The sequence below is a fragment of the Labilibaculum sp. genome (genome assembly GCF_963664555.1).
Taxonomy (GTDB): domain Bacteria; phylum Bacteroidota; class Bacteroidia; order Bacteroidales; family Marinifilaceae; genus Labilibaculum.
The window spans coordinates 3,840,712-3,864,422 of the sequence record NZ_OY761461.1 but is presented as its reverse complement, the minus strand read 5'-3'; the positions used below and the strand labels follow the sequence as shown (position 1 = coordinate 3,864,422).

Genomic DNA, 23,711 nt, shown 5'->3' with positions numbered 1-23,711 from the left:
AAGGTTAAAATTTAATTACTCAATTGTCTTTAATAAATGCAACACACTTACATCATAATGTTATTTATTTTATGCTATTTTCCTTCATTTTCTATTGATGCAGATTTGGGATGTGATTCTATTTTACTAAAGCGGGATTCTTTGTTTAGTAGTCCATTCAAAACTCAGCCAGAAGGAAAAGGAAAAAGACATGAGGTACTGAGATCAACATATACTGAAAATAAAATTGCAGGTAAAAAGAAATTAACCAATAACTCTGATTTAAAATATAAAGCTTTTCGTCCAGGGGAGTTGTGGTTAGATGATAAGGGACAGCATATTAATGCACATGGAGGTGGCATGTTGTTTCATGAAGGAAAATATTATTGGTTTGGAGAGCATAAAAGTGTCAATACAAGTTGTGCATTGGTTGGTGTGCGATGTTATTCCTCAACTGATTTGTACAATTGGAAGAATGAAGATGTTGCATTATCTGTTGAAAAAAACGATACATTAAGTCCAATCACGGCAGGCTGTACAATAGAACGTCCTAAGGTGATATTTAATAAAAAGACAAAGAAATTTATAATGTATTTCCACTTGGAGTTAAAAGGTCAGGGATATGGCGCAGCTCAAGTTGGAATTGCAACAAGTGATCAGGTTACCGGGCCTTATAAATTTGTGAAATCATTAAGACTAAATGCTGGTATATGGCCTGTAAATATGAATCAAGATCAACGAACATCAAAATTGGCAGTTGATGATTTTAAAGAATGGTGGACTCCTGAATGGCGCAGAGCTATTGAAGATGGCTTATTTGTACGACGGGATTTTGAGGGAGGACAAATGTCGAGGGATATGACATTGTTTGTGGATGAAGATGACAAAGCTTACCATATTTATTCTTCGGAGGAAAACTTAACTATTCATATTGCTGAGTTGACAGACGATTACTTGAATTATACAGGGAAATATGTCCGTTTATTTCCGGGTGGACATAACGAAGCACCTGCTTTATTTAAAAAAGAGGGAAAGTATTATTTAATTACATCAGGATGTACCGGATGGGCACCTAATGCAGCACGTTCAGCTGTAGCTTCATCTATTTGGGGACCATGGGAATCCATTGGAAACCCTTGTCGGGGAGAAGGAGCTGAGTTTACGTTTGAATCGCAAAGCACTTATGTTTTACCTGTTTCCGGAGAAAAATCAACTTTCATTTTTATGGCTGACAGATGGACTCCTCAATGCCATGTTGATGGCAGATATGTGTGGTTGCCAATAAAATTTGAAAATAGTAAGCCTCTTATTGAATGGAAGAAAGAATGGAAATTGAGAGATTAATTTTAAGATAGTACTAAAGAAATAATAATATAAACATCGATACTATGCGAAGGTCATTGTTATTACTAGCTTTAATTTTGGTTGGTAATGTATATTGTCAGGAGAAAACTCTTGATTGGGAAAATCCACGGGTTTTTGGCATTAATAAGGAAGCCGCCAGAGCAACTTTTTTGCCTTATCAAAGTAAAGAGGCAGCTATTGCTGATGATTGTCAAAAATCAGATTGGTATTTGTCTTTAAATGGAATTTGGAAATTTAACTGGGTTTATAAACCAGAAGACAAACCAATGGATTTTTATACAGAAGAATATGATACTTCGGCTTGGGGTGAGATGCCTGTACCGGGAAATTGGGAGTTAAAAGGGTATGGTACTCCAATTTACACCAATATTACTTATCCATTTCCTAAGAATCCGCCATTTATCGATCACAGCCATAATCCGGTTGGAAGCTATAAGCGAAGTTTTACATTACCGGAAGGATGGAAAAACCGTAGAGTGTATATTCATTTTGAGAGTGGAGCGGCTGCTATGTATGTGTGGGTAAACGGACAAAAGGTTGGATACAGTCAAAATACCAAAAGTCCTACCGAGTTTGATATCACAAAATACGTAAGAAAAGGGGAAAACAGCATAGCCATAGAGGCTTATCGATGGAGTGATGGATCTTATTTGGAAGATCAGGATTTTTGGAGGCTATCCGGCTTCGACCGAAGTATTTACATGTATAGTCCGGATCAAATTCGTATTGCAGACTTTTTTGCAAAACCAGCTTTGGATGCAAATTATAAAAATGGAGTACTGGATGTAGAGGTTGATCTTGCCAATAAGCTTTCCGAAACAAAGTTAGTTCACGTAAATATTAGTCTTATTGATAAGACAGGAAGGCAAATTCTATCGAAAAGCTCTTCAATTGAATTGAAAAGTGAAAGAGAACAACAGATTCAGATTAAAGACAATGTGGATAAACCGTTGCTGTGGAGTAATGAAAGACCAAATTTATACACTCTTTTAGTTACATTGTCGGATCGTGATGGAAAGTTAATTGAAGCTGCATCGTGTAAAGTTGGTTTCAGAAATGTAGAGATAAAAGATGCTCAGTTAATGATTAACGGAAAGTCCGTTTTGGTGCGTGGAGTTAATTTGCACGAACACAATGCATACAATGGGCATGTTGTTGATAAAGAAACGATGTTGAAAGATATCAAACTCATGAAACAGCATAACATTAACGCGGTGCGTATGAGTCATTATCCTCAAAGTCCTTTATGGTATAAATTATGCGACGAGTATGGACTGTTTTTAGTTGATGAGGCGAATATCGAGACTCATGCGATGGGTGCAGAATGGCAAGGTTGGTTCAATAAAGATGTACATCCGGCATACTCACCAGAGTGGGCGCCAGCACATAAAGACAGAGTGGAACGTTTATTTCAACGTGATAAAAACCATCCGTCGGTAATTATTTGGAGCATGGGTAACGAATGCGGAAACGGCCCTGTCTTTTATGACATTTACGATTGGTTGAAAAAGGCAGATCCAACCCGTCTGGTTCAGTTTGAGCAGGCCGGGCAGAATCGGAATACAGATATTGTTTGTCCAATGTATCCAGGCATGGAAAGTATGAAAAAATATGCTGACCGTACTGATGTAACCCGACCTTATATTATGTGTGAATATTCACATGCAATGGGGAATAGCAACGGGAACTTTCAGGAGTATTTTGATATTATTACTTCAAGCAAACAAATGCAGGGTGGTTTCATCTGGGATTGGGTAGATCAGGGATTGCAGGCAACAGATGATTCAGGCAGAGGTTACTGGGCTTATGGTGGAGATATTGGAGGTTACAAATATACAAATGATGAAAATTTCTGTGCCAACGGTCTTGTTTCTCCTGATAGAATACCACATCCAGGTTTAGAGGAAGTTAAAAAAGTATATCAGGACATATTATTTTTTAATCAGGATATTGAAAATGGTATTGTAACCATTCAGAATCGATTTCTAACTCGAAATTTAAAAGAATATGCTTTTAAATGGATACTGAAAAAGAATGGTGAGATGAGTGCAGAAGCTCCGTTTAAAGTCTCATTAAATGCCGGGGAATCAAAGGAGGTTAAATTAAAGCTTCCTAAAATAACTTCTTCGAAAGGAGTAGAATATACATTGGATATTTATGCTTTTACTGCAAAAGCAGAAGCTTTAATTCCTGTTGGATTTGAGATTGCAAGGGAACAATTTGTTTTTAAAGGCAATGATTATTTCGAAAAAGAGCATGCAGTAACCGGAGATATCTCTTACGAGGACAAAAACAACCGGATTGTTATATCAGCTTCAAATAGTAAGATTACCATTGATAAATGGAGTGGTTTATTGTCAGGATATCAATACAAAGAAACAAATTTGTTGAATGGAAGTGTTGAACCTGATTTTTGGAGAGCTCCAACCGATAATGATTTTGGAAATGGAATGCCTTCGAAATTAAATATATGGCGAAATGCAGGACAAAACAGAACCGTAAAAGATGTAAAAATAACTCAAACTGATTATTTTGTTACGGTTGAGTCTGACTTGTGGTTAAACGACGTTGCAAGCCCATATCAATTAACTTATACCGTTTATGCAGATGGCAAAATCAAAGTAGATGTTAAATGGATTGCAGGTAGAGAGGGGCTTCCGGAAATTCCCCGCTTTGGTATGCAGTTAAAATTTGACAATCAGTTTGATCAGTTTAGTTATTATGGCAGAGGTCCATGGGAAAATTATTCGGATAGAAATACTTCAAGTTTTATTGGAATCTATTCAAGTACTGTAGCTGATCAGCAAGTTGATTATATCAGACCTCAGGAGAATGGAAACAAAACGGATGTGAGGTGGTTGACATTGACAAATAACGAGGGAATAGGATTAGAAATTAAAGGATTACAGCCTTTAAGCGTGAAAGTGTCTCATAATCCGGTAGAAGATCTTGATTCAGGTTTAACTAAAAAACAAAGACATCCAAGTGATGTTACTCCTCGACATCAGGTTTATCTGAATGTTGATTTTAAACAACGTGGATTAGGAGGTGATGATAGTTGGGGACGTTATCCGCATAAACCATATTTATTATTGGATAATACGTATAGCTATAGCTATACAATTAGTGCCGTAGAAAAGGCGAATTAAATCTATTGTTTGATCTCCCATATCTGCTTGCAAATATGGGAGACAACTTTAAATAGAAATTTTTGTAGAAGATAATTGTATTATCTGGAATAATTCATTTAGAAGTATTATGAAATTTAAAAATAAAAACATTTTACTGATAGGACTTGCAGCATTGTTTGTTGCTTGTTCTGCCACAGGTTCAAAGAGTAAGGATAATGCAGCAACTTTATCTAAAATTAAAAAAAATGATGTCGTTTCAATTATCAAAAAGGTAAATGATCATTGGCAATTGACCCATCAAGAATCTGGATGTGCTTTTTGGGACAATGCAGCTTACCATACTGGCAATATTGCGGCTTATAAGCTTACAGGAATAGAGAAATATAAAGCTTATTCTGAGGCTTGGGCGAATAAGAATGAGTGGAAAGGCGCAAAATCAGATAATAAGGCGAATTGGAAATATACATATGGAGAATCACATGAGTTTGTGTTGTTTGGCGATTGGCAAATTTGTTTTCAAACCTATATCGACTTATATAATCTTTCTGAGGAAAAGGATTCTTTGAAAATAGCTCGTGCCATCGAAGTAATGGAATATGAAATGAGCACAAAAAATAACGATTATTGGTGGTGGGCCGATGGTTTGTATATGGTAATGCCTGTAATGACTAAACTTTATAAAGTGACCAATAATGAACTTTATCTGGAGAAGTTATACGAATACTTTAAATATGCGCAAAGCATTATGTACGATGAAGAAACCGGATTGTTTTTTAGAGATGCAAAATATGTATATCCAAAACACAAATCTGTTAATGGATTAAAAGACTTTTGGGCAAGAGGCGATGGATGGGTATTTGCCGGATTGGCAAAAATAATTCAAGATATGCCTGATAGCTGCGTACATAAAGCTGAATTTATTGATATTTATAAAAAGATGGCATCAACATTAAAAGATTCTCAACAACAAGAAGGTTATTGGACCCGCAGTATTTTAGATGCAGAGCATGCGCCGGGACCTGAAACCAGTGGAACAGCATTTTTTGCATATGGCTTTTTATGGGGGATGAACAATGGAATTCTTTCAAAAGAGGAATATAGCTCAGTTGCTGCTAAATCCTGGACTTATTTAACCACGGTTGCTTTGCAGGATGATGGAACGGTAGGATATGTTCAGCCTATTGGTGAAAGAGCGATTCCAGGTCAGCAGGTTGATGAAAATTCAACATCAAATTTTGGCGTTGGTGCATTTCTTTTAGCTGCTTCTGAATTGGTAATTTATATCGAAAATTAATACAAATAATGCCCTGCCTGTTATGATTTATCTATATAGGCAGGGATTTTTAATGTAAATTGCATTTTTCTCTTTTATTGAAAATGACAAATAAACCTTATTAAATGTTCCGTTACTATATACCCTTATTAAGTGTTTTTCTTTTATTTGCGAGTTGTAATGTGTGTGCTCAGAAATTAATTCCGGTTTCGAAGGGATGGTCTAAAAATTCGGTTAATGCAGTTGTATTTCGGCAGAATTCGTTGGTGACTCAGAACGGGATGCAGTTTATAGCTTACTATAATTCTGAAGGATTTTTAGAATTGGGGAAGATAAAGAGTAAATCGGATCAATTTACAACCTATACTACCTCTTACAAAGGGAATGTAAACGATGCGCATAATTGCATTAGTATTATGCTGGATGGTGATGGTTATCTTCATGTTTCCTGGGATCATCATGGGAATCCTTTACGATATGCCAAAAGTATACAGCCTTATTCATTGCAGTTAGGCCCTAAAATAGAAATGACTGGTAGTAATGAAACGAATGTAACTTATCCACAATTTTTTAGGATGCCAAATGGCAATCTCATATTCATGTTTCGTGACGGGCAATCCGGAAAAGGTAATTTAGCGATGAATTCCTATGATTGTAAAACTAAAACATGGGTTCAAATGCAAAGTAACCTTATTGACGGCGAGGGAAAGCGAAATGCTTACTGGCAGGCTTGTGTCGATCAGCAAGGTGTTATTCATATTTCCTGGGTATGGCGCGAATCTCCTGATGTGGCTTCCAATCATGATTTGTGCTATGCGCGGTCCAAAGATGGAGGAATAAGCTGGGAGAATTCTCAAGGCCAAAAATACTCACTTCCCATTACAGCAGCTACAGCAGAATATGCCTCACACATACCTCAAAACAGCGAGCTGATAAACCAAACATCAATGACAACTGATGAAAGTGGACAGCCGGTTATTGCAAGCTATTGGCGTGAGCAGAATTCTGATATTCCACAATACCATATAGTTAATTGTAGTAATGGTAAATGGAATACAATCAACCTAAACTTTAGGGAAACGCCGTTTTCATTAAAAGGAGCCGGAACCAAACGTATTCCTATTTCCCGACCTCAAATTTTAGCAAAAACAAAGCATAAAACATCCACCTTTTATCTGATTTTTAGAGATGAAGAAAGAGAGGCAAAGGTGTCAATGGCGATTGGGAATACATCAGAACAAGGGAATTGTAAAGTGGTTGATTTGACTGACTTTTCGGTTGGATCATGGGAGCCGTCGTTCGATACGGAATTGTGGAAAAATAAAGGAATAATTAATCTTTTTGTACAAAAGGTGGAGCAGATTGATGGAGAAGGAAAGGCTGATTATGAACCTCAGATGGTGAATGTTCTGGGAGTAAAGAAAATTGACAGCTATTCAAAATGTGATACTGTGCCTGTAAAACTTAGAAAGTAAATAAGTAAAAAAAAGCATTGATTCATTCATTTTAATGAATTTGTCTTAAAAAAATCAGCAAACCTGCTTAAACCGAAACATTATAATGTTTTAAAAATAGCTGCAAGTGTTGATTTTAACGATTTCTTATACATTTCAAAATAAAAGCGATTCATATTTAAGTATGAATCGCTTTTAATATTTATCTGTGTTTTTGTTTTACTTCGTGTTCTGATCGATAATCAGCTTAATAGCCCGTTGACAAGCCGGACAAAATTTATCGTGACGGGTAAACATGATACAGTTGGGAGCACTTCGGTATAAGCCTGTTGACTTGTATTGAGCTCCTTCAAAAGCACCAACTTTACCGTTGTATTTCATATTTGCCAAAAGCTCATCATCCCACGATCTTTGTTGTATGAAGAAATTTTCCATTATTTTTTCATCAACCTTTGCTTTTCTTAGCTCAACTCTTTTTTTCTGAACAGCAATGCTGTGTTCATCGTACTTCTCCTTTTCCCAGGGAGTTGGTATTGGAGTGTCTGGTGTTACAATATCCTTCCATTTTATAGTTTCAGGATCAGCATTGGCAGTTACGTTTAGTTCCCAAGGTTCCAAATGCTTGGCATCCATTTCGTAAGCCGTTGCGGATGTGTAGTATTCATCAGCCAAATCAGCAAAATGATGACCAAATTCATGTACGAATAAATATTCCTGAAAAGCATTGTCAACAGCAGCTGTGATATACAAGTTGTAGATACCGCCACCGCCATAAATAGAATCATTCATTAAAATAGCTGTAAATTCGTAAGGAACTGCGGCCGCCGCATTGCGAATTGTTTTGTTGTCGAAACCTAAAGCGTATCGTTCCGAATCGAAAGCACCGTAAGTAACCGAAAGTGCCGAACGTTTATGAATATCCTGATGAGGATGATTTACTCCTGAATCGGGAGATGGTGTTTCCACAGCTCTGATCGAAAATTTATCCTTAAAGGAAGCATATGGCTCTGTACTTAAAAGAACTTCCGCAAAACGTTGTGCGTCCTTTTTAAATTTACCCATATCTTCTTTGGCGTATCCTTCTCCCAAAACAACAATGTCAACTTGATTTTCAGGCTTACTATTCACAACAATATCAATCGTATTATAGTGATTTTTTACTGGGCTGCAGAAAGAACGGTAATGCTTTGGATTTACTTTATAGATCCATACAGGATCAAAACCATTATTAATATTGCGTTTAAATACAGTGATGTCTACTTCATTTTTCGGCCATGGAAAACGAAGTGATTCCTGAAAACTTCCCCATTCGGTTTTTGCCTCGGGTGTAGTTTCCCATTCGCCGTAGATGCTTGCAAATCCTCGGGAATAAAGCAACTTACCTGTTATTGGATCTTTTACTTCGAAACAATATTTCCCCAGATTTAGTTCGTCGATTAGTATGGTTTTACTGCCAGACCATTCACCATCATTTACCATTTGATCGAAGGCGAAGTGTTCTTCACCTGAATTCCCTACATGATTATAGTCCAGACGCATAGTAGCACTCGTAAAATAATCAGCATATTGAGCCATTGATGAGAAGGAGATACCAATTAGCATAAGAGTAAATACAAAAATCTTTTTCATATGATTATAATTTGTTTTTTTAGTGTTTCACAGATGTTGCAAGTTAATGATTATCTGTTTTCCGAAAAATGCGATTCGTCATATCTGAACGGAGGTCTTAAATTTGATAATAAATTAGGAATTAAAAGCTTTCTTGTTTCAAATCATTGACTTTACTGATTTTCTATTAAATTTAGTTTTTCAAAAATAAAATCATTTTATGATAGGAACACTGGTTAATGTAATTGCCATATTGATAGGGGGAAGTTTGGGACTTTTGTTTCGGACCAGAATTCCCGATCGAATGTTTAAAATTGTTTTTCAAGCCATTGGTATTTTTACACTTTACCTTGGCGTAAACATGGCTCTAAAAGCGAACGAGCTGTTGCTGATGGTGTTCAGTTTGGTGGTTGGATCATTAATTGGCGAGTTTTTACGTTTAGAGGATCGGGTTGAGTACTTGAGTGAGTTGTTGAAACGGAAAATAGGAAGTAAGGATGATAAATTTTCAACCGGATTTGTTACATCATTTATGCTGTTCTGTTTGGGAGCAATGACAATATTGGGAAGTATGGAAGAGGGAATGGGCAAGGAGCCGACTCTGCTGTTAACTAAATCGATGATGGATGGATTTTCGGCTGTGGCTTTAGCTGCAGTTATGGGAGTTGGAGTTTTATTTTCGGTAATTCCTTTGCTGATTTATCAGGGAGGATTAACCTTGTTGGCGGCCTTGTTTGGGGGAGTAATACCGGAAGCCATAATCACCGAAATGGCAGGTGTTGGCGGCGTTTTAATCATAGGATTAGGAATTAGTATTTTAGAAATAAAAAAAATAAAGGTTTTAAATATGCTTCCTGCCTTATTGGTGGAAGTATTGTTGTGCTACATTTTTTTAACCTAGCATGAACTTGAAATCCGTACTCATACTTATTAAGTAAACTTTATGATGTTAGGGAAGATTAGGAGTTAAGCAGGTATCAGTCGGTATAAGATCTTTTTGTAGATTTGTATTCAGAAGAAAACGCCAAAGGCAATCAAAATACATACGATTTGAAAGAAGAAATAAAAACTGCTCTAATTCAGTTATTTGAAGAATGGGCTGATGACAGAGTAATTGAAACGGAAATTTTACCTCAATCAGGTTCCTATCGCGAATACATTCGGTTAATAGGAGAAAAGAGAACTGCATTAGGAGCTTTCAATGCTGATAAAAAAGAGAATAAGGCTTTTATAAGTTTTAGTAGATTTTTTGCAGGAAAAGGTCTTTCGGTTCCGGAAATTTACTGCGAAAATAACGAAAAGGACATCTATCTTTTACAAGATTTAGGCAACACAACTCTGTTCGATTATATTTTACACTTAAGAGTAGGGGAAGGTTTTGCCAACGATTTGGTGCAGATTTATAAAAAGATCATTTCTCAACTGATACGTTTTCAACTCGAAGGAGAAAATGGATTGGATTATAGTGTTTGTTATCCTCGGGATAGTTTCGATAAGCAATCTATGATTTGGGATTTGCACTATTTTAAATATTACTTTTTAAAGTTGGCTAAAATTCCATTCGATGAGCAGTTGCTTGAGAATGATTTTCAAAAATTCTCGGATTACTTGTTGGATGCTCCCCGTGATTATTTTTTATACCGGGATTTTCAATCCAGAAATATCATGTTGGTAAATGGTGAGCCTTGGTTTATCGATTATCAGGGAGGAAGAAAAGGAGCCTTGCAATACGATTTGGCTTCTTTACTATACGATGCCAAGGCAGATCTGCCACAAGATGTTCGGGATGAATTGTTAGCTTTTTATTTGGAAGAAATCCAAAAAATTCAGAAGGTTGATCCAAAAGAATTTACTTCTTTTTTTCAGGGATATGTATTGATTCGTATCATGCAGGCAATGGGAGCTTATGGATTCAGAGGTTTTTATGAACGAAAAGATCATTTTTTAAAATCGATTCCATTTGCATTAAAAAATTTGGCAACGATATTGGGCAGAATGGATATCCCTGTTGAACTACCTGAATTGGTGAAGGCACTAAAAGCAGTTATTTCTTCTGATTTTTTGAAAAGTGTAGGTAGGGAAGAAAAACCAAAACTTCATGTTGAAATAAATAGTTTTTCGTACCGAAGAGGAATCCCATTAGACAAAACAACCAATGGAGGTGGTTTCGTTTTCGATTGCAGAGCCATTCATAATCCGGGAAGATATCAGGAATACGTTGAGATGACGGGGAAAGATCAGCCGGTAATTGACTTTTTCAGGGAGCACAGCGAAATGGATGAATTCTTAGGTTCGGTATATAGTATTGTCGACATGAGTGTGGATAAATACATCAGTCGAAATTTTGCAAATTTACAGGTGAACTTTGGTTGTACCGGAGGAAGACATCGTTCTGTTTTTTCGGCAGAGAGTTTGGCAAAACATTTGCGGGAAAAGTTCGATGTGAACATCAGTTTAAGGCACATTGAAAGAGAAATAGAAGGAAGTTAATATGAGTAAACGTTGTAAATTATCTCCTGAGGAGTACGCCGAAAAAGTATGCAATTCAGCGAATTTTGTTTGCAAAAAATGCAATCGGGTGGCTAAAAAAGCCAAGAGTCTGTGTGATGCGAAAAAGAAAAAGGAATAAGACTGTTCACTGATATTTGTAAAGATGTTGAATGCAATGATTTTTGCTGCAGGTTTGGGCACCCGCCTAAAACCATTTACCGACTCGAAGCCAAAAGCTTTGGTTGAGTTGGCAGGAAAACCACTTTTGGAAAGAGCAATATTAAAATTAATAGAGCTTAAGGTTGACCGTATTGTAATTAACGTGCATCATTATGCCGATTTAATTGAAGATTTTCTTCGAAAGAATAACAATTTTGGTGTTGATATTCGTATTTCAGACGAAAGAGAAGAACTACTGGATACAGGAGGTGGATTAAAGAACGCCACTGATTTATTTATTCCTGACGCACCCGTTTTAATCTATAATGTAGATGTTTTTTCTTCCTTGAATTTATCTGAACTAATCAATTTCCATAAACTGACCGGGGCATTGGTAAGTATGGTTGTGCGGGAAAGAAACAGCAGCCGGTATTTGTATTTTAATAAGGAAAATCAGCTGACAGGCTGGAAGAACTGTAAAACAGGTGAAATTAAGAAGACTGGAGAGGATATGAGTGATTCAGAAGCACTCGCTTTCAGTGGAATTCATGTGATTAGTCCGAAGCTATTTTCATTGATTAGAGAGGAAGGTAAATTTTCCATTATCGATATGTATTTGCGCCTGGCAAAAAATGAAAAGATTTTGGCTTTTAAAGACAGCTCTCAAATATGGACAGACCTTGGTAAACCTGAGGATTTGGCCTGGGCAGAGGAGCATCTAAAATAAATTGTCTATTTTTGGCACAAAATAATTAAGACGGGTAAGTGCTTGCTTCTAACTGTCAGAAGATACAGAGCCGTGTTTCAATAGTAGATATGGAAAAAATAAACTTACAGGATATCATTTTTGTTATCAATCCTCACTCCGGTACTAATTCGGGTAAAATTCTTGAGAAATTTAAAGAGCTTGCTCCGAAAGTAGATTATTTTATCAGCAATTCTTTGGAGGAATTTGATGTTTTTCTTAATGCTAAAGCGGAGAAATACAAAGTACTTATCATTTGCGGAGGCGATGGTACGATAAATACAACACTAAAATATTTGATTAAATATCCCAAGCTAAAATTAGCTGTTTTGCCTAATGGTTCAGGCAATGGTTTCGCCCGTGAGTTAGGTTTTGATGGTGATATTAAAAAATTACTCGATCAGATTTTAAAAGGAGGAACGGAAAAGATTGATGTTTTAAAAATAAACAATGAACTATGCGGTAATATGGCTGGTTTAGGTTTTGATAGCTATGTGGCAGCAGAATTTGAAAAGATGCCTGCACGAGGACTTAAGACCTATGTTTATTGCACCATTCAAGCGCTTTTAAAATACAAACCCATACAAGCAAAAGTAACTGTTGATGGTTCTGTTATTGAAGGCAAATATCATATGATCAACATTGCCAATACGCGGCAATTTGGGAACAATGCTTTAATTGCTCCAAAGGCGATCTACAACGATGGTTTGCTCGATTTGGTTTTGATAAAAAAGATTCCCTTTTATGTAGTACCGAATTTCGTGGTTTGTTTGTTTTTAGGAAAGTTGAAGAACTCGAAATATGTGCAGTTTGTAAAAGCCAGCCGTTTGGCAATTGATTCAAATTCTAAAACCTATCATGTGGACGGAGAGCCCAAAGCCTTAACCGAGACTTTGAATGTAGAAATTCTGAAACAGATTGAAGTGGTGAAAATGAAATAGTAACATTATAAAATAGAGATGCATGTTAGATTGGTTGCTTAGTTTAGACAGAGAATTGCTATTGTTTTTCAATGGCCATCACAATCCGTTTTGGGATGCTTTCATGATGCTGACATCGGGAAAAGTAATTTGGTTTGTGTTCTATTTTGTTATAATTGCTGTCGTTCTTAACACATTTGGCTGGAAAAAGGGAGGATTGATCATCCTGAGCATGATTTTGGTTATTGTCCTATCCGATCAAATTGCTTCGAGTGTATTTAAACCTATTTTTAAGCGGTTCCGACCTTCCAGAGATCCATCACTAAGTCATTTGGTTCACATTGTAAAAGGATATACGGGCGGAAAATATGGTTTTGCTTCCTCGCATGCTTCAAATTCATTTGGATTAGCCGTATTTGTTTCCTTGTTATTCAAGAATCGGGCAACAAGTGTATTTATAATATTTTGGGCTGTTTTGGTATCCTATTCCCGAATTTATCTGGGGGTTCATTATCCCGGAGATATCATTGTTGGTGCATTAATAGGAACTTTATCTGCATATTTTGTGTATTCACTGCTGCGAAAATATTCCAAGCCAAGTTTAATTTGTAAACCGGTGCAGCGAACTCACGCTGTTGCGCGGATTCACCAAATACCACTGCTGGGCAGTCTGCAAATTATAGTAATGCTTTTGTCGGTTTTTTACATCTTAAAATAACCGGCAAGCAATTTTTAAAAGTTGATTAAATTGAATTAGTTCATGAAAAATAGATTGTTTTATTTACTGTCAGCCGGATTGTTTTGGGTGGCTTTTTTCTTTGTTTTCCGATTCATATTTGTTTTGTATCAATGGGATTTACTCGAAGGTGAATCTTTTTTTGAAATAGCACAGGCTTTTATTTCAGGTGCCCGTCACGATTTATCCTTAATGGGATATATTCTTCTTTTGAGCGGATTGATTTTGACATTGACTTTCTGGTTGCCGGCGAAAAAGCTGAAAGGCTTGTTTACGCTAATTTATGCGGCAGTTGGGCTTATTTTCATCATGATTTTGATTCCTAATTTAGAATTGTATAGAAATTGGGGCTTTCATTTGGATGCAACAGTTCTTAGTTACCTGAAAACACCAAAGGAGGCAATGGCTTCAACTACGATCGCAACGCATTTAATATTGTGGGCTCTTTTTATACTTACAGCGACTGTGTCCTATTATTGTCTGCGCAGATTTGTAATTCGGAAACTTAATCAAATTGAGCCAATCAACTACAAGTGGATTCCCGTATTGCTATTCATCACTGCCGGTATGATTATCCCGATAAGGGGAGGTTTCGGTATTGCTCCTATGAATGTAGGTTTTGTTTATTTTTCTCAAAGCACTTTTGCAAACCATGTTGCTGTTAATCCTGTATGGAATTTTTCTTATTCTTTAAAGAGGATGGGGAAGGATGGCAAGTTGTTTAAGTTTCTAAAGGATGATCAGTTGAAAAGCACGATTGCCGGCTTAAAATGCAATTCTGATTCTGAAAGCCTGCAGGTTATTCGCGGGAAGAAGCCTAATGTTGTGGTGGTGATGCTCGAGAGTTTTACAAGCAAGGCAATTGGTTCGTTAGGAGGATATCAGGGGGCAACGCCTAATTTCGATGCACTAATCCAAGAAGGCGTTTTGTTTTCTAATTTTTATGCAATTGGTGATCGTTCAAAGATTGGAATTGTAGGACTTTTAAGTGGATACCCATCCCTGCCGCAGCGCAGTGTTATTTCCTATACCAAGAAAACTCAAAGCATTCCAAGTTTATGCACGACGTTTACGAAGCAAAATTATTCTTCAGCATTCTATTATGGCGGCGATATTCGTTTTGCGAATATAAATTCATATCTCATGAATACCGGCTTTGAGAGATTGGTCACCATGTTCGATTTTCCGGAGGATTTATACAATTCAAAATGGGGTGTTCACGATGAACATCTGTTTGATTGCCTGTTAACAGATATCAAAAAAGAGACAAAGCCATTTTTTAAAGTGTTTTTCACCTTAAGCAGTCACGAACCTTTTGATGTTCCCATGGAAAAGGTGATTAAAGGGAACAGCGAAGATGAGCGATTCTTAAATTCAATTTATTATACAGACAAATGCTTAGGCAAATTTATCAGCGATTTTAAACAAACAGAGGCCTGGGAGAATACCATAGTGATATTGGTTGCCGATCATGGCACCAGATATATTGATAAAAGTGTACCAAGTGATTTTATAAAGTATCAGATACCTATGTTGTGGTTAGGTGGTGCTTTAAAGCAAAAAAATCTGGTGATTGACAAATTAGGCTGTCAGCCTGATATGGCGAATACCCTCTTGTCTCAGTTGGATATGAATGCCGATGAGTTTATTTTCGGAAAAGACTTGCTGAACGCAGATCAGAAAGGATATGCTTATTTTGATTACAACAACGGCTTTGGTTATATCGACGAAAACGAAAGAAGCGTATTCGATTTAACGTCGAATAAGTACGTTCATGAAGAAGGTGAAAGTGCCAACAGCAGAGAGAACTGGAAAGCCTTATTGCAGTATTTGAATGAGGATTTTCTGGCCAGATAGTTTTAATCCATACAGCAAACAAAAAGCCGTTCAATTTGAACGGCTTTTTTTGTGTCTTATACCAGTTTGTAAAATTTTTATAAAAAAGAAAGGATTGATGCATTAAACACTGCCCCAAAAGTTTGTAATATCGCTGTAATTTGAGCGAGTGTTGTCAATTTGCAACTAATATTTGATTATTATATTTGCATGTTAAATAAAGATGTGGTAAGTTTATAGGTGATCATAAAAATAACTGATTAGATCAGTAGGATATAGATTATTTGTAAGCTTACATGTATAGTTTTCCGTAAGCAAAGTCCTCTTTGTAAGCTTGCAGGGCACAATCTAAGATTAATAATTTGAGATGTGATGAAAAAAAAGATAATGAAAAAAATTCAAAAGGTATTATTGATTTTGTTTTCAGCAGTTGCTTTGATTATTTTTTTTGATACAAAAACAAAAGCCCAGATTGCATTACATTCTAACATGAGTTACTCTAAAATTCGGAATGATGTATCGATTGAAAATAAGAAAGCATTATTAGGATACAATTATGGTATTGCAGTGCAGTATTATCCTTTTCGAAATGCACAAAAATTATCAGTAATTAATGAATTCAACTTTAGTAGAAAAGGATATCGTCAGAATTTTGAGGAAGAGTACGAGTTTAAGTTTGATTATTTATCCTTTCCAATATTGGTGGATTATTCACTTTTTCATAATATTTCTTTGCAAACAGGAGTGGAATTAAGCCAAATGATAGATGCAAATATTGAAGGATGGAAAGATACCTACAATAAGTTCGATTTGGGCTTGGTGCTGGGTACAAGTTATTATTATAAAAAAAAGTGGAGTTTATATATTAGATTTACTTATGGAGTTCTTCCTATTCTTGATTATTACAATATAGATGATCTTGGAAATTTTAATGGTAAAATTCATGATTTAAAGAATATTTCAGTCGCATTAGGAATTAAATTTAATATTACCAATGAAAAAATTACATGTAAATAATATCAGACTGTTTGTATGTTTTATTCTAATAATTCTTACATCTTGTACTTCTGAATTTGTGCCCGATCCAATAGATCCTCGACTCCCCAAATACACCGAAAAAGGGAACAATGCTGCCGGAGCATATATTGGTGATGAAATTTGGAAATCGGAGGTTTACATTAGTTTTCCTTCTTACGGGAACAGCAATAGACCCTATATAAAAGCCTGGCAGGAACAAGACAGTTTAATGATTGTATTTTCTGGAAGTACAAAAGGAACGCAGGCATTTGTAGAATTCCATTTAAAGGGTTTAAATATTAGCAAATTTGACGATTTAATTGATTTGAACGGCCAAAAAATAAGTTTGGATGAAAATCAAAATGCAGGATATTACATTGAAAATTATGCACCGATAATCTACGATAATAAGGGAATAGGGCAGATATATTTTAGAAATGTGCGATTCAACAATGATAAATCTGCAATAATTATTTCAGGAACATTTGGGTTTTCCTTATCTGAATACGATCAATGGCCATTAAAAGTAAGTTCCGGAAGGTTCGATTATAAAATCTTTAAGACTGATTTTTATCAGGATGTATAATGGTTTTGACAGATAGTGGTGAATTTGTATGGCATTTAAAATAAAAAAGCCGTTCATTGTGAACGGCTTTTTTATGACTAGTCAATAACTCCTGAGCCAATCAGTTCTCCTTCATCGTACCAGGCAGCAAATTGTCCCGAAACAACAGCGCGTTGTTCTTCATCAAACAGAATGTAAATACCTTCTTCTTTGAAATAGATGGTCCCCTTTTGCAAAGGCTGTCGGTATCTTATTCTGATATCGTATCTTCTTTCGCATTCTTCAGTCGGCATTAAATCTTCACGAATCCAATGCACTTCATTTTTAGGAATGAAGAGCGCTTTTCTTGCCAATAGCGGATGCCCATGTCCCATGCCTACGTAAACAATGTTTTTCACCACATCGGTTCCGATCACAAATAACGGCTCTTTTTTTCCTCCAACATTTAGGCCTTTTCTTTGACCCACAGTAAAAAAGTGAGCACCATTGTGTTCCCCTACAACAGTTCCGTGTTCAGGTTTGAATTGATACGGTGCCGAAATAGCCGCCAAAGCATCCGATTTTGGGATGATCTCATCTGCCTTATCGGGCATAATTTCAATGATCTGTCCTTTCATCGCTTTCAGCTTTTGCTGCAGGAAAACCGGAAGATCAACCTTACCCACAAAGCAAATGCCCTGAGAATCTTTTTTCTCGGCAGAGGCCATTTTTTCGCGTCGGGCAATTTCCCGAACCTCTGGTTTTATAATGTGTCCGATCGGAAACATCGCTTTTGACAATTGTTCCTGCGATAATTGACAAAGGAAATAAGACTGATCCTTATTATTATCCTCTCCGGCGATTAACCGATGAATCTCTTTTCCATCTTTTAGTATGGTTTCCTTTTGGCAATAGTGACCGGTAGCTACATAATCAGCTCCCAGTTCCAATGCCTTTTTCAGGAATACATCAAATTTTATTTCCCGGTTACAAAGTACATCCGGATTGGGAGTACGTCCTTTTTCATATTCCGAAAACATGTAATCAATCACTTTCGCACGGTATTCCACACTCAAATCCACAAAATGAAATGGGATTCCCAATTTTTTAGCCACCATTTGAGCAAACAGTACATCTTCTTCAAATGGACATTCTTCGGATTTTAACCCAACCGTATCGTTCCAGTTCTGCATAAAAAGCGCTTCCACCTCATATCCCTGCTCAATTAGTAAATGCGCAGCAACACTGGAATCCACTCCACCCGACAATCCGATTACAACTTTTTTCTTCATTCGTAATTTCTCCTTCTTTTCAGAGAGCAAAAGTATTCAATTTTTGGCTTAGTGCCAATTGTCCCTGACGAATTGCTGGTAATTTAACACCTAAAATTAGTTATGTGTTTTTTTTGAAAGTAAAAATGAATTAACTTCGATATGGTTTTTATGTATGGGTTCCATTTTATAAATCCGTATTTATTTGAATAATAAAAAGTTTAAAAGATGAAAAAACTAAGTTTTACTTTGTTGCTGATTTGCGCAGCTATATTTGTTTCTGCACAGGAGAAACAAGATACTTCTTATTGGAAAAAGGGAGGTTTGGCATCACTAACATTCTCACAAACATCTCTTACCAATTGGTCGGGTGGTGGTGATAATGCCATTTCAACCAATGCGCAGCTAAATTTGTTTTCGAATTATAATAAAGGAAAAAACAGTTGGGAGAACACTCTAAACCTGGAATATGGTTTGGTAAAACAAGGCGATCAAGGCGTTCGTAAAAGCATCGATAAAATTGATTTTACAACCAAATATGGTCACAAGAATGGTGGCGAGTGGTATTACAGTGCTTTGTTGGATTTTAAAACTCAATTTGCAAAAGGCTACAACTATTCGAATACCGAAGGAGAATCTGATGTAAAAGTATCCAACTTTTTGGCACCTGCATATATTACTCTTTCTTTGGGTATGGATTACAAACCAAGCGATGTGTTTTCGGCTTATATTTCTCCTGTTACCGGTAAAATGACCATTGTTAACGATGATGAATTATCTGATGAAGGAGCTTTTGGTGTTGATCCCGGAGATAAATTCAGAGCAGAATTTGGTGCTTTTACCAAGTTGGCTTTGAATAAGGATTTGGTTGAAAATGTAAATTTGAAGAGTGCCTTGGGCTTATTCACAAACTATTCCGAAAACTTTGGGAATATTGATGTTTTGTGGGATGTAATGATTAATATGAAGGTGAATGATTTCCTGACAGCAACAATAAATACATCTTTGGTTTACGATGATGATGTTGAATATGTGAATAAGGATGGTGTTAACAAAGGTCCAAAAATTCAGTTCAAAGAAATTATAGGAATCGGATTGGCCTACAAATTTTAAGCTGACAAACAGGGAGTGTACTTCGTTAAATGAATATAAAGCGGAAGAATCATTTGTTTGATTCTTCCGCTTTTTCTTATCTGCGAACTAATGATATGCCTGTTTTTTCTTCCACAAATTGAAAGTAATTGTACAGTTTGTAATTAATTTCGAGGCCGTAATCTTCCAAAGGATCGTATTCTATATAATTATCAATATAGGGATTCCCTTGCATAAATAATTGGTTCCACTCCAAAACGTAAATTTGATTCCAGTTTTTGTAATAGTTGTCCGAATGCGCAGTTTCAATCATATTTCGCGTAGCAAACCACGATTCGAATCCTGTATCTAAAATCAGTAACTCGTATTCAACACTATCCGTTACGGCTATTTCATTTTCTTGATCCTGAACAGGAACAGGAGTTTTGAATGCAGAATAGCTTGAACATCCATAAACAATCGTAAAAATGAAAAATAGATATGCAATTCTTTTCATGACAATACTAATTAAGAGATCAGACAGATAAAATCACAGCAATTAGAGAGTTCGTTATTTAGAGCCTGTAATGATAGTTACGTGTATGATTATTAAAATGTTGCGGTATTTGTTGTTGATGAAGATGAAAAATAAATTTTGATAAGACATGAGTAGGTTTTATTAGCATTCGACCTTGGTTTTCCTGATGTTTGGGGGTAATTTAATCGAGGAAACCAATCTGCAGACTATTTTATTTTTACATTGCTTCTCACCTCATCATTATTATCACTATTTTCGGATTAAATATAGATTAGAATATGTCCGAACTTTCCATATATCGAGCTTCAGCAGGGTCAGGAAAGACCTATACGCTTACCAAAGAGTATCTAAATTTGGTTTTTGAAGATCCCTTAAATTATAAAAGTATTCTTGCTGTTACCTTTACCAATAAAGCTACAGATGAGATGAAGTCCAGAATTGTAAAAGAAATTTATCTTCTGTCAAAATCTGATGATTCTCCTTATGCTAAAGAATTAAAAGAAAAACACAATCTGAATTCTGTTGAGCTGGTTTCCAGAGCAAAAGAAATTTTAAACAGACTACTTCACGATTACTCCCGGTTTTCAGTTACTACCATTGATAGTTTCTTTCAGAAAGTCGTTCGATCTTTTACCCGCGAAATCGGCCTGCAAATGGGTTATAATATTGAACTGGATCAGCGCAGGGTTTTGAATGAGGTTGCCGATTTACTTTTTACTGATGTAGACAGGGATCCGCAGTTAAGATCGTGGCTTACCGATTTTGCAGAATCGAAAATCAGAGAAGGGAAAAACTGGAATTTCAAACAGGAAATTTTGGAAGTGGGAAATGAAGTTTTTAAAGAAGACTTTAAGAATTTCTCAGATAAATTAATTGATAAACTTTCTGATAAAAAATTCTTGACAAATTATCGTAAAATCTTAAAAGAGATAAAGGATGAGTTTGAGACTTTTTTCAATAAAATAGGAGAGGAGACAAGGAGGATATTGACTCAGCACGGACTAGATATTACTGAGTTTGCCTACGGAAAAGCAGGAGTTGCAGGTTATTTGTCAGGTTTAGGTAAGGATGGAAAGATGGATCCGGGAATCAGAGCCCGATCGGCGGTTGATACTCCTGATAAATGGACAACAGGGAAAGCAAGTTCTTCAACAAAACAAGCTGTTGGAGAGGCTTGCAATGCCGGATTAAATGATTTGTTGAAAAAGGCCGTTAATCATTACGATGAGCAGTCAATGTTGTACAAGTCAACGGATAAAACATTAAGCTACATTTATACATTAGGAATACTTACAGACTTATCTAAAAAGGTTAGGGAGTATTCCGAAAGCGAAAATATTTTTCTTCTTTCGGATGCGGGTCGTTTGCTTCGAAGCATCATTGGAGATAATGACACGCCTTTTATTTATGAAAAAATAGGGAATGTATACAAGCATTTCATGATAGATGAATTTCAGGATACATCGTCGATGCAGTGGGAGAGTTTTCGCCCCTTGGTGACAAATTCTTTGGCCGAAGGGAATCACTCTTTGGTTGTAGGAGATGTAAAACAATCCATTTACAGATGGCGGAATGGTGATTGGAAGATATTATCGGAACAATTGGATCAGGATTTTGAGGGTTTTGGTGTGAATGGCATGACGCTGAATTACAACTGGCGAAGCTCTAAAAATGTGATCAATTATAATAATTCGGTGTTTGCACTTGGAGCACAGATTTTGCAGAACGAATACAATGCCTCTATTCCAGCAGATATTTCGGATGGATTAAAAGAGGAGCAGGAAAAAATTACAGGTGCTTATCAGGACGTTTATCAGCATTTTCCTGAAAGTAAAAATAAATTTCCAGGATATGTAAAAGCCCATTTTATTGAGAAAGAAAATGATTCAGATTGGATTGAGAAGGTGTTGGAAGATTTACCATCGAAAATTGAGCAATTTCAGGAGATGGGTTATCAGGCAAGAGACATTTCTATTTTAGTGCGAAATGGGAAAGAAGGGGGGCTGATTGCTGATACTTTAATGGCTTATCGCGCAAGCGAAAATGCAAAAGAAGGAGTCAATTACGATGTAATATCGAATGATTCTCTCTTCCTAAAGAATTCTTCTGTTATTAGTTTTCTGACTCATTTGCTTACCTATTTTGTATATCCTGATGATAAAATAAATCTTGGGTTTTTAAAGCAGGAATATCAGGTTTACATTCAAAATCAGGAGCTGGAAGATAAGGATAAATTGTACACTGTTTCTAAAGATGAAAATACATTTGAATCTGTTTTTCCCAATGAATTTACGGATAATATTCCTGAATTGAAAAGACAGGCTTTGTATGATTTAGTCGAGAAATTAATTCATATTTTTAAATTGAATGATCGACCACAGGACTTTCCGTTTTTAGAGGCTTTTCAGGATTTGGTGTTGGGATTTACAAAAACAGATGCGCCGGATTTGAATTCTTTCGTGGATTATTGGGCAGAGAGAAAAGACAAGGAAGTAATTTCAGTTTCAGATCAACAGGATGCAATTCGTATCATGACGATTCACAAGTCGAAAGGTTTGGAATTTAAAGTGGTGATTTTGCCATTTTGCAATTGGGATCTGGACAATACCCGGCACACAAATATATTATGGTGTCAGCCTAAAGTAGAAGGTTTTGATGTTTTGGATGTACTTCCGGTTCGATATAGCAGCAGTTTGAAGGAAACCATCTATTATCAGGAATATTTTACTGAAAAACTGCAGTCGTATATTGATAATCTGAATCTTTTATATGTTGCTCAAACCAGAGCCGAAGAGGTTTTTATTAGTTATTCACCACTTTCGGGCAAGAGAGATTTGAGAAATATTTCAGACTTACTTTTGTTCATTTTCGAAAACTCAGACAACTATTCTTCTGATTTTAATGGGAATAAAATTGTGTCTTTAGCTCAAAACTGGAACAAAGAAGGCAAATATTTCGAATTGGGAGAATTGAAAGTCAGAGTTTCCGAAGAGCCTCAAAAAACAAAAGAGAAGAGGAGCGAGTATCCTGCTTCTTTGCTCGATGACCGGTTAAAGTTACGGGCGCATTCGGCAGATTATTTTGATTTCTCGGAAGCAGAATCAGTGGAGACCTTTTCACCGGTAAGCAGAGGAAATATTCTGCATCAGCTGTTTCAACTGATCGAATACAAAGAGGACGTTGACAAAGCGGTGATTCAGTTGCAGTTTGAAGGGAAACTGGATCAGATTCAAGCTCAGGAAGTTTCACTTTTTGCTAAAGAATTATTAAATGGCCCAATTGTGTCTGAATGGTTTTCGAAAGATTGGACGGTGGTTAACGAGAGAGATATTCTTTTGGGCAAAGGGGAAGTGCAGCGGCCAGACAGAGTTATTTACAAAGGAAAAGAAGCGGTTGTTATCGATTTTAAGTTCGGAAAAAATAAGGAGAATAGTCACAAAAAGCAGGTTTTAGCTTATAAGAAATTGATTCAACAACTTGGATTCGAAAAGGTGGAAGCATTTGTTCTCTATGGAAAACTGTCTGAAATAGAGGAAGTATAATTATTATTGCTTCCAAATTGAAATCCTGTTAC

Annotated in this window: 17 protein-coding genes; 14 read left to right on the top strand and 3 right to left on the bottom strand. The window is 36.2% G+C overall.

All coding sequences use genetic code 11. From position 1 onward, the window contains the following. Positions 1 to 57: 57 nt before the first annotated feature. The 4 genes from ACKU4N_RS15265 (at position 58) to ACKU4N_RS15250 (ending at position 7,223) form a co-directional block, all read left to right on the top strand. A complete protein-coding gene (locus tag ACKU4N_RS15265) occupies positions 58 to 1,323 on the top strand; it encodes a glycoside hydrolase family 43 protein (RefSeq protein WP_321317790.1) in 1,266 nt (421 codons plus the stop codon). Positions 1,324 to 1,367: 44 nt separating this feature from the next. Further along, positions 1,368 to 4,493, top strand: a complete 3,126-nt coding sequence (locus ACKU4N_RS15260) for a beta-galactosidase, LacZ type (RefSeq protein WP_321317788.1) — start codon at positions 1,368 to 1,370, stop codon at positions 4,491 to 4,493. A gap of 109 nt (positions 4,494 to 4,602) precedes the next feature. Beyond that, the gene (locus ACKU4N_RS15255) at positions 4,603 to 5,769 is read left to right on the top strand and encodes a glycoside hydrolase family 88/105 protein (RefSeq protein WP_321317786.1); all 1,167 of its coding nucleotides are present in this window, start codon (positions 4,603 to 4,605) and stop codon (positions 5,767 to 5,769) included. A 104-nt stretch (positions 5,770 to 5,873) separates the two neighbouring features. Then, positions 5,874 to 7,223, top strand: a complete 1,350-nt coding sequence (locus ACKU4N_RS15250; RefSeq protein ID WP_321317785.1) for a BNR repeat-containing protein — start codon at positions 5,874 to 5,876, stop codon at positions 7,221 to 7,223. A 198-nt stretch (positions 7,224 to 7,421) separates the two neighbouring features. Here the strand turns inward: ACKU4N_RS15250 and ACKU4N_RS15245 are convergent, their stop codons facing one another. Next, on the bottom strand, positions 7,422 to 8,831 hold the full coding sequence (locus ACKU4N_RS15245) for a M64 family metallopeptidase (protein ID WP_321317783.1): 1,410 nt from the start codon (positions 8,829 to 8,831) through the stop codon (positions 7,422 to 7,424). Between the two features lie 199 nt (positions 8,832 to 9,030). Here ACKU4N_RS15245 and ACKU4N_RS15240 point away from each other — a divergent pair, with 199 nt between their 5' ends. From ACKU4N_RS15240 to ACKU4N_RS15205, 8 genes are all read left to right on the top strand, one after another. Next, entirely contained in the window at positions 9,031 to 9,711 is a 681-nt protein-coding gene (locus tag ACKU4N_RS15240; RefSeq protein ID WP_156194688.1) for a DUF554 domain-containing protein, read from the top strand. A 149-nt stretch (positions 9,712 to 9,860) separates the two neighbouring features. Beyond that, on the top strand, positions 9,861 to 11,300 hold the full coding sequence (locus tag ACKU4N_RS15235; RefSeq protein WP_321317780.1) for a RapZ C-terminal domain-containing protein: 1,440 nt from the start codon (positions 9,861 to 9,863) through the stop codon (positions 11,298 to 11,300). Between the two features lie 163 nt (positions 11,301 to 11,463). Continuing rightward, the gene (locus ACKU4N_RS15230) at positions 11,464 to 12,186 is read left to right on the top strand and encodes a nucleotidyltransferase family protein (protein ID WP_321317778.1); all 723 of its coding nucleotides are present in this window, start codon (positions 11,464 to 11,466) and stop codon (positions 12,184 to 12,186) included. 89 nt (positions 12,187 to 12,275) lie between these two features. Further along, positions 12,276 to 13,145 (top strand): diacylglycerol/lipid kinase family protein, encoded by an 870-nt coding sequence (locus ACKU4N_RS15225; protein ID WP_321317776.1) that lies wholly within the window; start codon positions 12,276 to 12,278, stop codon positions 13,143 to 13,145. A 22-nt stretch (positions 13,146 to 13,167) separates the two neighbouring features. Further along, positions 13,168 to 13,842: a phosphatase PAP2 family protein gene (locus ACKU4N_RS15220; RefSeq protein ID WP_321317774.1), complete on the top strand. Its 675-nt coding sequence runs from the start codon at positions 13,168 to 13,170 to the stop codon at positions 13,840 to 13,842. A gap of 42 nt (positions 13,843 to 13,884) precedes the next feature. After that, complete coding sequence (locus ACKU4N_RS15215) at positions 13,885 to 15,717, top strand: LTA synthase family protein (RefSeq protein WP_321317771.1); 1,833 nt, start codon at positions 13,885 to 13,887, stop codon at positions 15,715 to 15,717. 366 nt (positions 15,718 to 16,083) lie between these two features. Continuing rightward, entirely contained in the window at positions 16,084 to 16,713 is a 630-nt protein-coding gene (locus ACKU4N_RS15210) for a porin family protein (RefSeq protein ID WP_321317766.1), read from the top strand. Beyond that, positions 16,691 to 17,299 (top strand): Riean_0653 family protein, encoded by a 609-nt coding sequence (locus ACKU4N_RS15205; protein ID WP_321317753.1) that lies wholly within the window; start codon positions 16,691 to 16,693, stop codon positions 17,297 to 17,299. Before ACKU4N_RS15210 ends, ACKU4N_RS15205 begins: the two co-directional genes overlap by 23 nt. Positions 17,300 to 17,376: 77 nt before the next feature. On the opposite strand, the gene mnmA is transcribed toward ACKU4N_RS15205, so the two are convergent. Further along, positions 17,377 to 18,549 carry a tRNA 2-thiouridine(34) synthase MnmA gene (mnmA, locus tag ACKU4N_RS15200; protein ID WP_321317750.1) on the bottom strand — a complete coding sequence of 391 codons (1,173 nt, stop codon included), beginning with the start codon at positions 18,547 to 18,549 and terminating at the stop codon, positions 17,377 to 17,379. 207 nt (positions 18,550 to 18,756) lie between these two features. On the opposite strand from mnmA, the gene ACKU4N_RS15195 reads away from it, so the two are divergent. Beyond that, complete coding sequence (locus tag ACKU4N_RS15195) at positions 18,757 to 19,641, top strand: DUF3078 domain-containing protein (protein WP_321317743.1); 885 nt, start codon at positions 18,757 to 18,759, stop codon at positions 19,639 to 19,641. Between the two features lie 76 nt (positions 19,642 to 19,717). Here ACKU4N_RS15195 and ACKU4N_RS15190 read toward each other — a convergent pair whose 3' ends face one another. Beyond that, complete coding sequence (locus ACKU4N_RS15190; RefSeq protein WP_321317741.1) at positions 19,718 to 20,116, bottom strand: DUF6146 family protein; 399 nt, start codon at positions 20,114 to 20,116, stop codon at positions 19,718 to 19,720. Positions 20,117 to 20,415: 299 nt separating this feature from the next. Between ACKU4N_RS15190 and ACKU4N_RS15185 the strand changes: the two genes are divergently transcribed. After that, positions 20,416 to 23,679, top strand: coding sequence for a UvrD-helicase domain-containing protein (locus ACKU4N_RS15185; RefSeq protein ID WP_321317739.1), 3,264 nt, complete (start codon positions 20,416 to 20,418; stop codon positions 23,677 to 23,679). The last annotated feature ends 32 nt before the right edge of the window (positions 23,680 to 23,711 follow it).

Excerpts from the sequence above, each read along its gene's own strand:
- ACKU4N_RS15265 (WP_321317790.1), top strand. The coding sequence starts at position 58 with ATGTTATTTATTTTATGCTATTTTCCTTCATTTTCTATTGATGCAGAT.
- ACKU4N_RS15260 (WP_321317788.1), top strand. The coding sequence starts at position 1,368 with ATGCGAAGGTCATTGTTATTACTAGCTTTAATTTTGGTTGGTAATGTA.
- ACKU4N_RS15255 (WP_321317786.1), top strand. The coding sequence starts at position 4,603 with ATGAAATTTAAAAATAAAAACATTTTACTGATAGGACTTGCAGCATTG.
- ACKU4N_RS15250 (WP_321317785.1), top strand. The coding sequence starts at position 5,874 with ATGTTCCGTTACTATATACCCTTATTAAGTGTTTTTCTTTTATTTGCG.
- ACKU4N_RS15245 (WP_321317783.1), bottom strand. The coding sequence starts at position 8,831 with ATGAAAAAGATTTTTGTATTTACTCTTATGCTAATTGGTATCTCCTTC.
- ACKU4N_RS15240 (WP_156194688.1), top strand. The coding sequence starts at position 9,031 with ATGATAGGAACACTGGTTAATGTAATTGCCATATTGATAGGGGGAAGT.
- ACKU4N_RS15230 (WP_321317778.1), top strand. The coding sequence starts at position 11,464 with ATGTTGAATGCAATGATTTTTGCTGCAGGTTTGGGCACCCGCCTAAAA.
- ACKU4N_RS15225 (WP_321317776.1), top strand. The coding sequence starts at position 12,276 with ATGGAAAAAATAAACTTACAGGATATCATTTTTGTTATCAATCCTCAC.
- ACKU4N_RS15220 (WP_321317774.1), top strand. The coding sequence starts at position 13,168 with ATGTTAGATTGGTTGCTTAGTTTAGACAGAGAATTGCTATTGTTTTTC.
- ACKU4N_RS15215 (WP_321317771.1), top strand. The coding sequence starts at position 13,885 with ATGAAAAATAGATTGTTTTATTTACTGTCAGCCGGATTGTTTTGGGTG.
- ACKU4N_RS15210 (WP_321317766.1), top strand. The coding sequence starts at position 16,084 with ATGAAAAAAATTCAAAAGGTATTATTGATTTTGTTTTCAGCAGTTGCT.
- ACKU4N_RS15205 (WP_321317753.1), top strand. The coding sequence starts at position 16,691 with ATGAAAAAATTACATGTAAATAATATCAGACTGTTTGTATGTTTTATT.
- mnmA (WP_321317750.1), bottom strand. The coding sequence starts at position 18,549 with ATGAAGAAAAAAGTTGTAATCGGATTGTCGGGTGGAGTGGATTCCAGT.
- ACKU4N_RS15195 (WP_321317743.1), top strand. The coding sequence starts at position 18,757 with ATGAAAAAACTAAGTTTTACTTTGTTGCTGATTTGCGCAGCTATATTT.
- ACKU4N_RS15190 (WP_321317741.1), bottom strand. The coding sequence starts at position 20,116 with ATGAAAAGAATTGCATATCTATTTTTCATTTTTACGATTGTTTATGGA.
- ACKU4N_RS15185 (WP_321317739.1), top strand. The coding sequence starts at position 20,416 with ATGTCCGAACTTTCCATATATCGAGCTTCAGCAGGGTCAGGAAAGACC.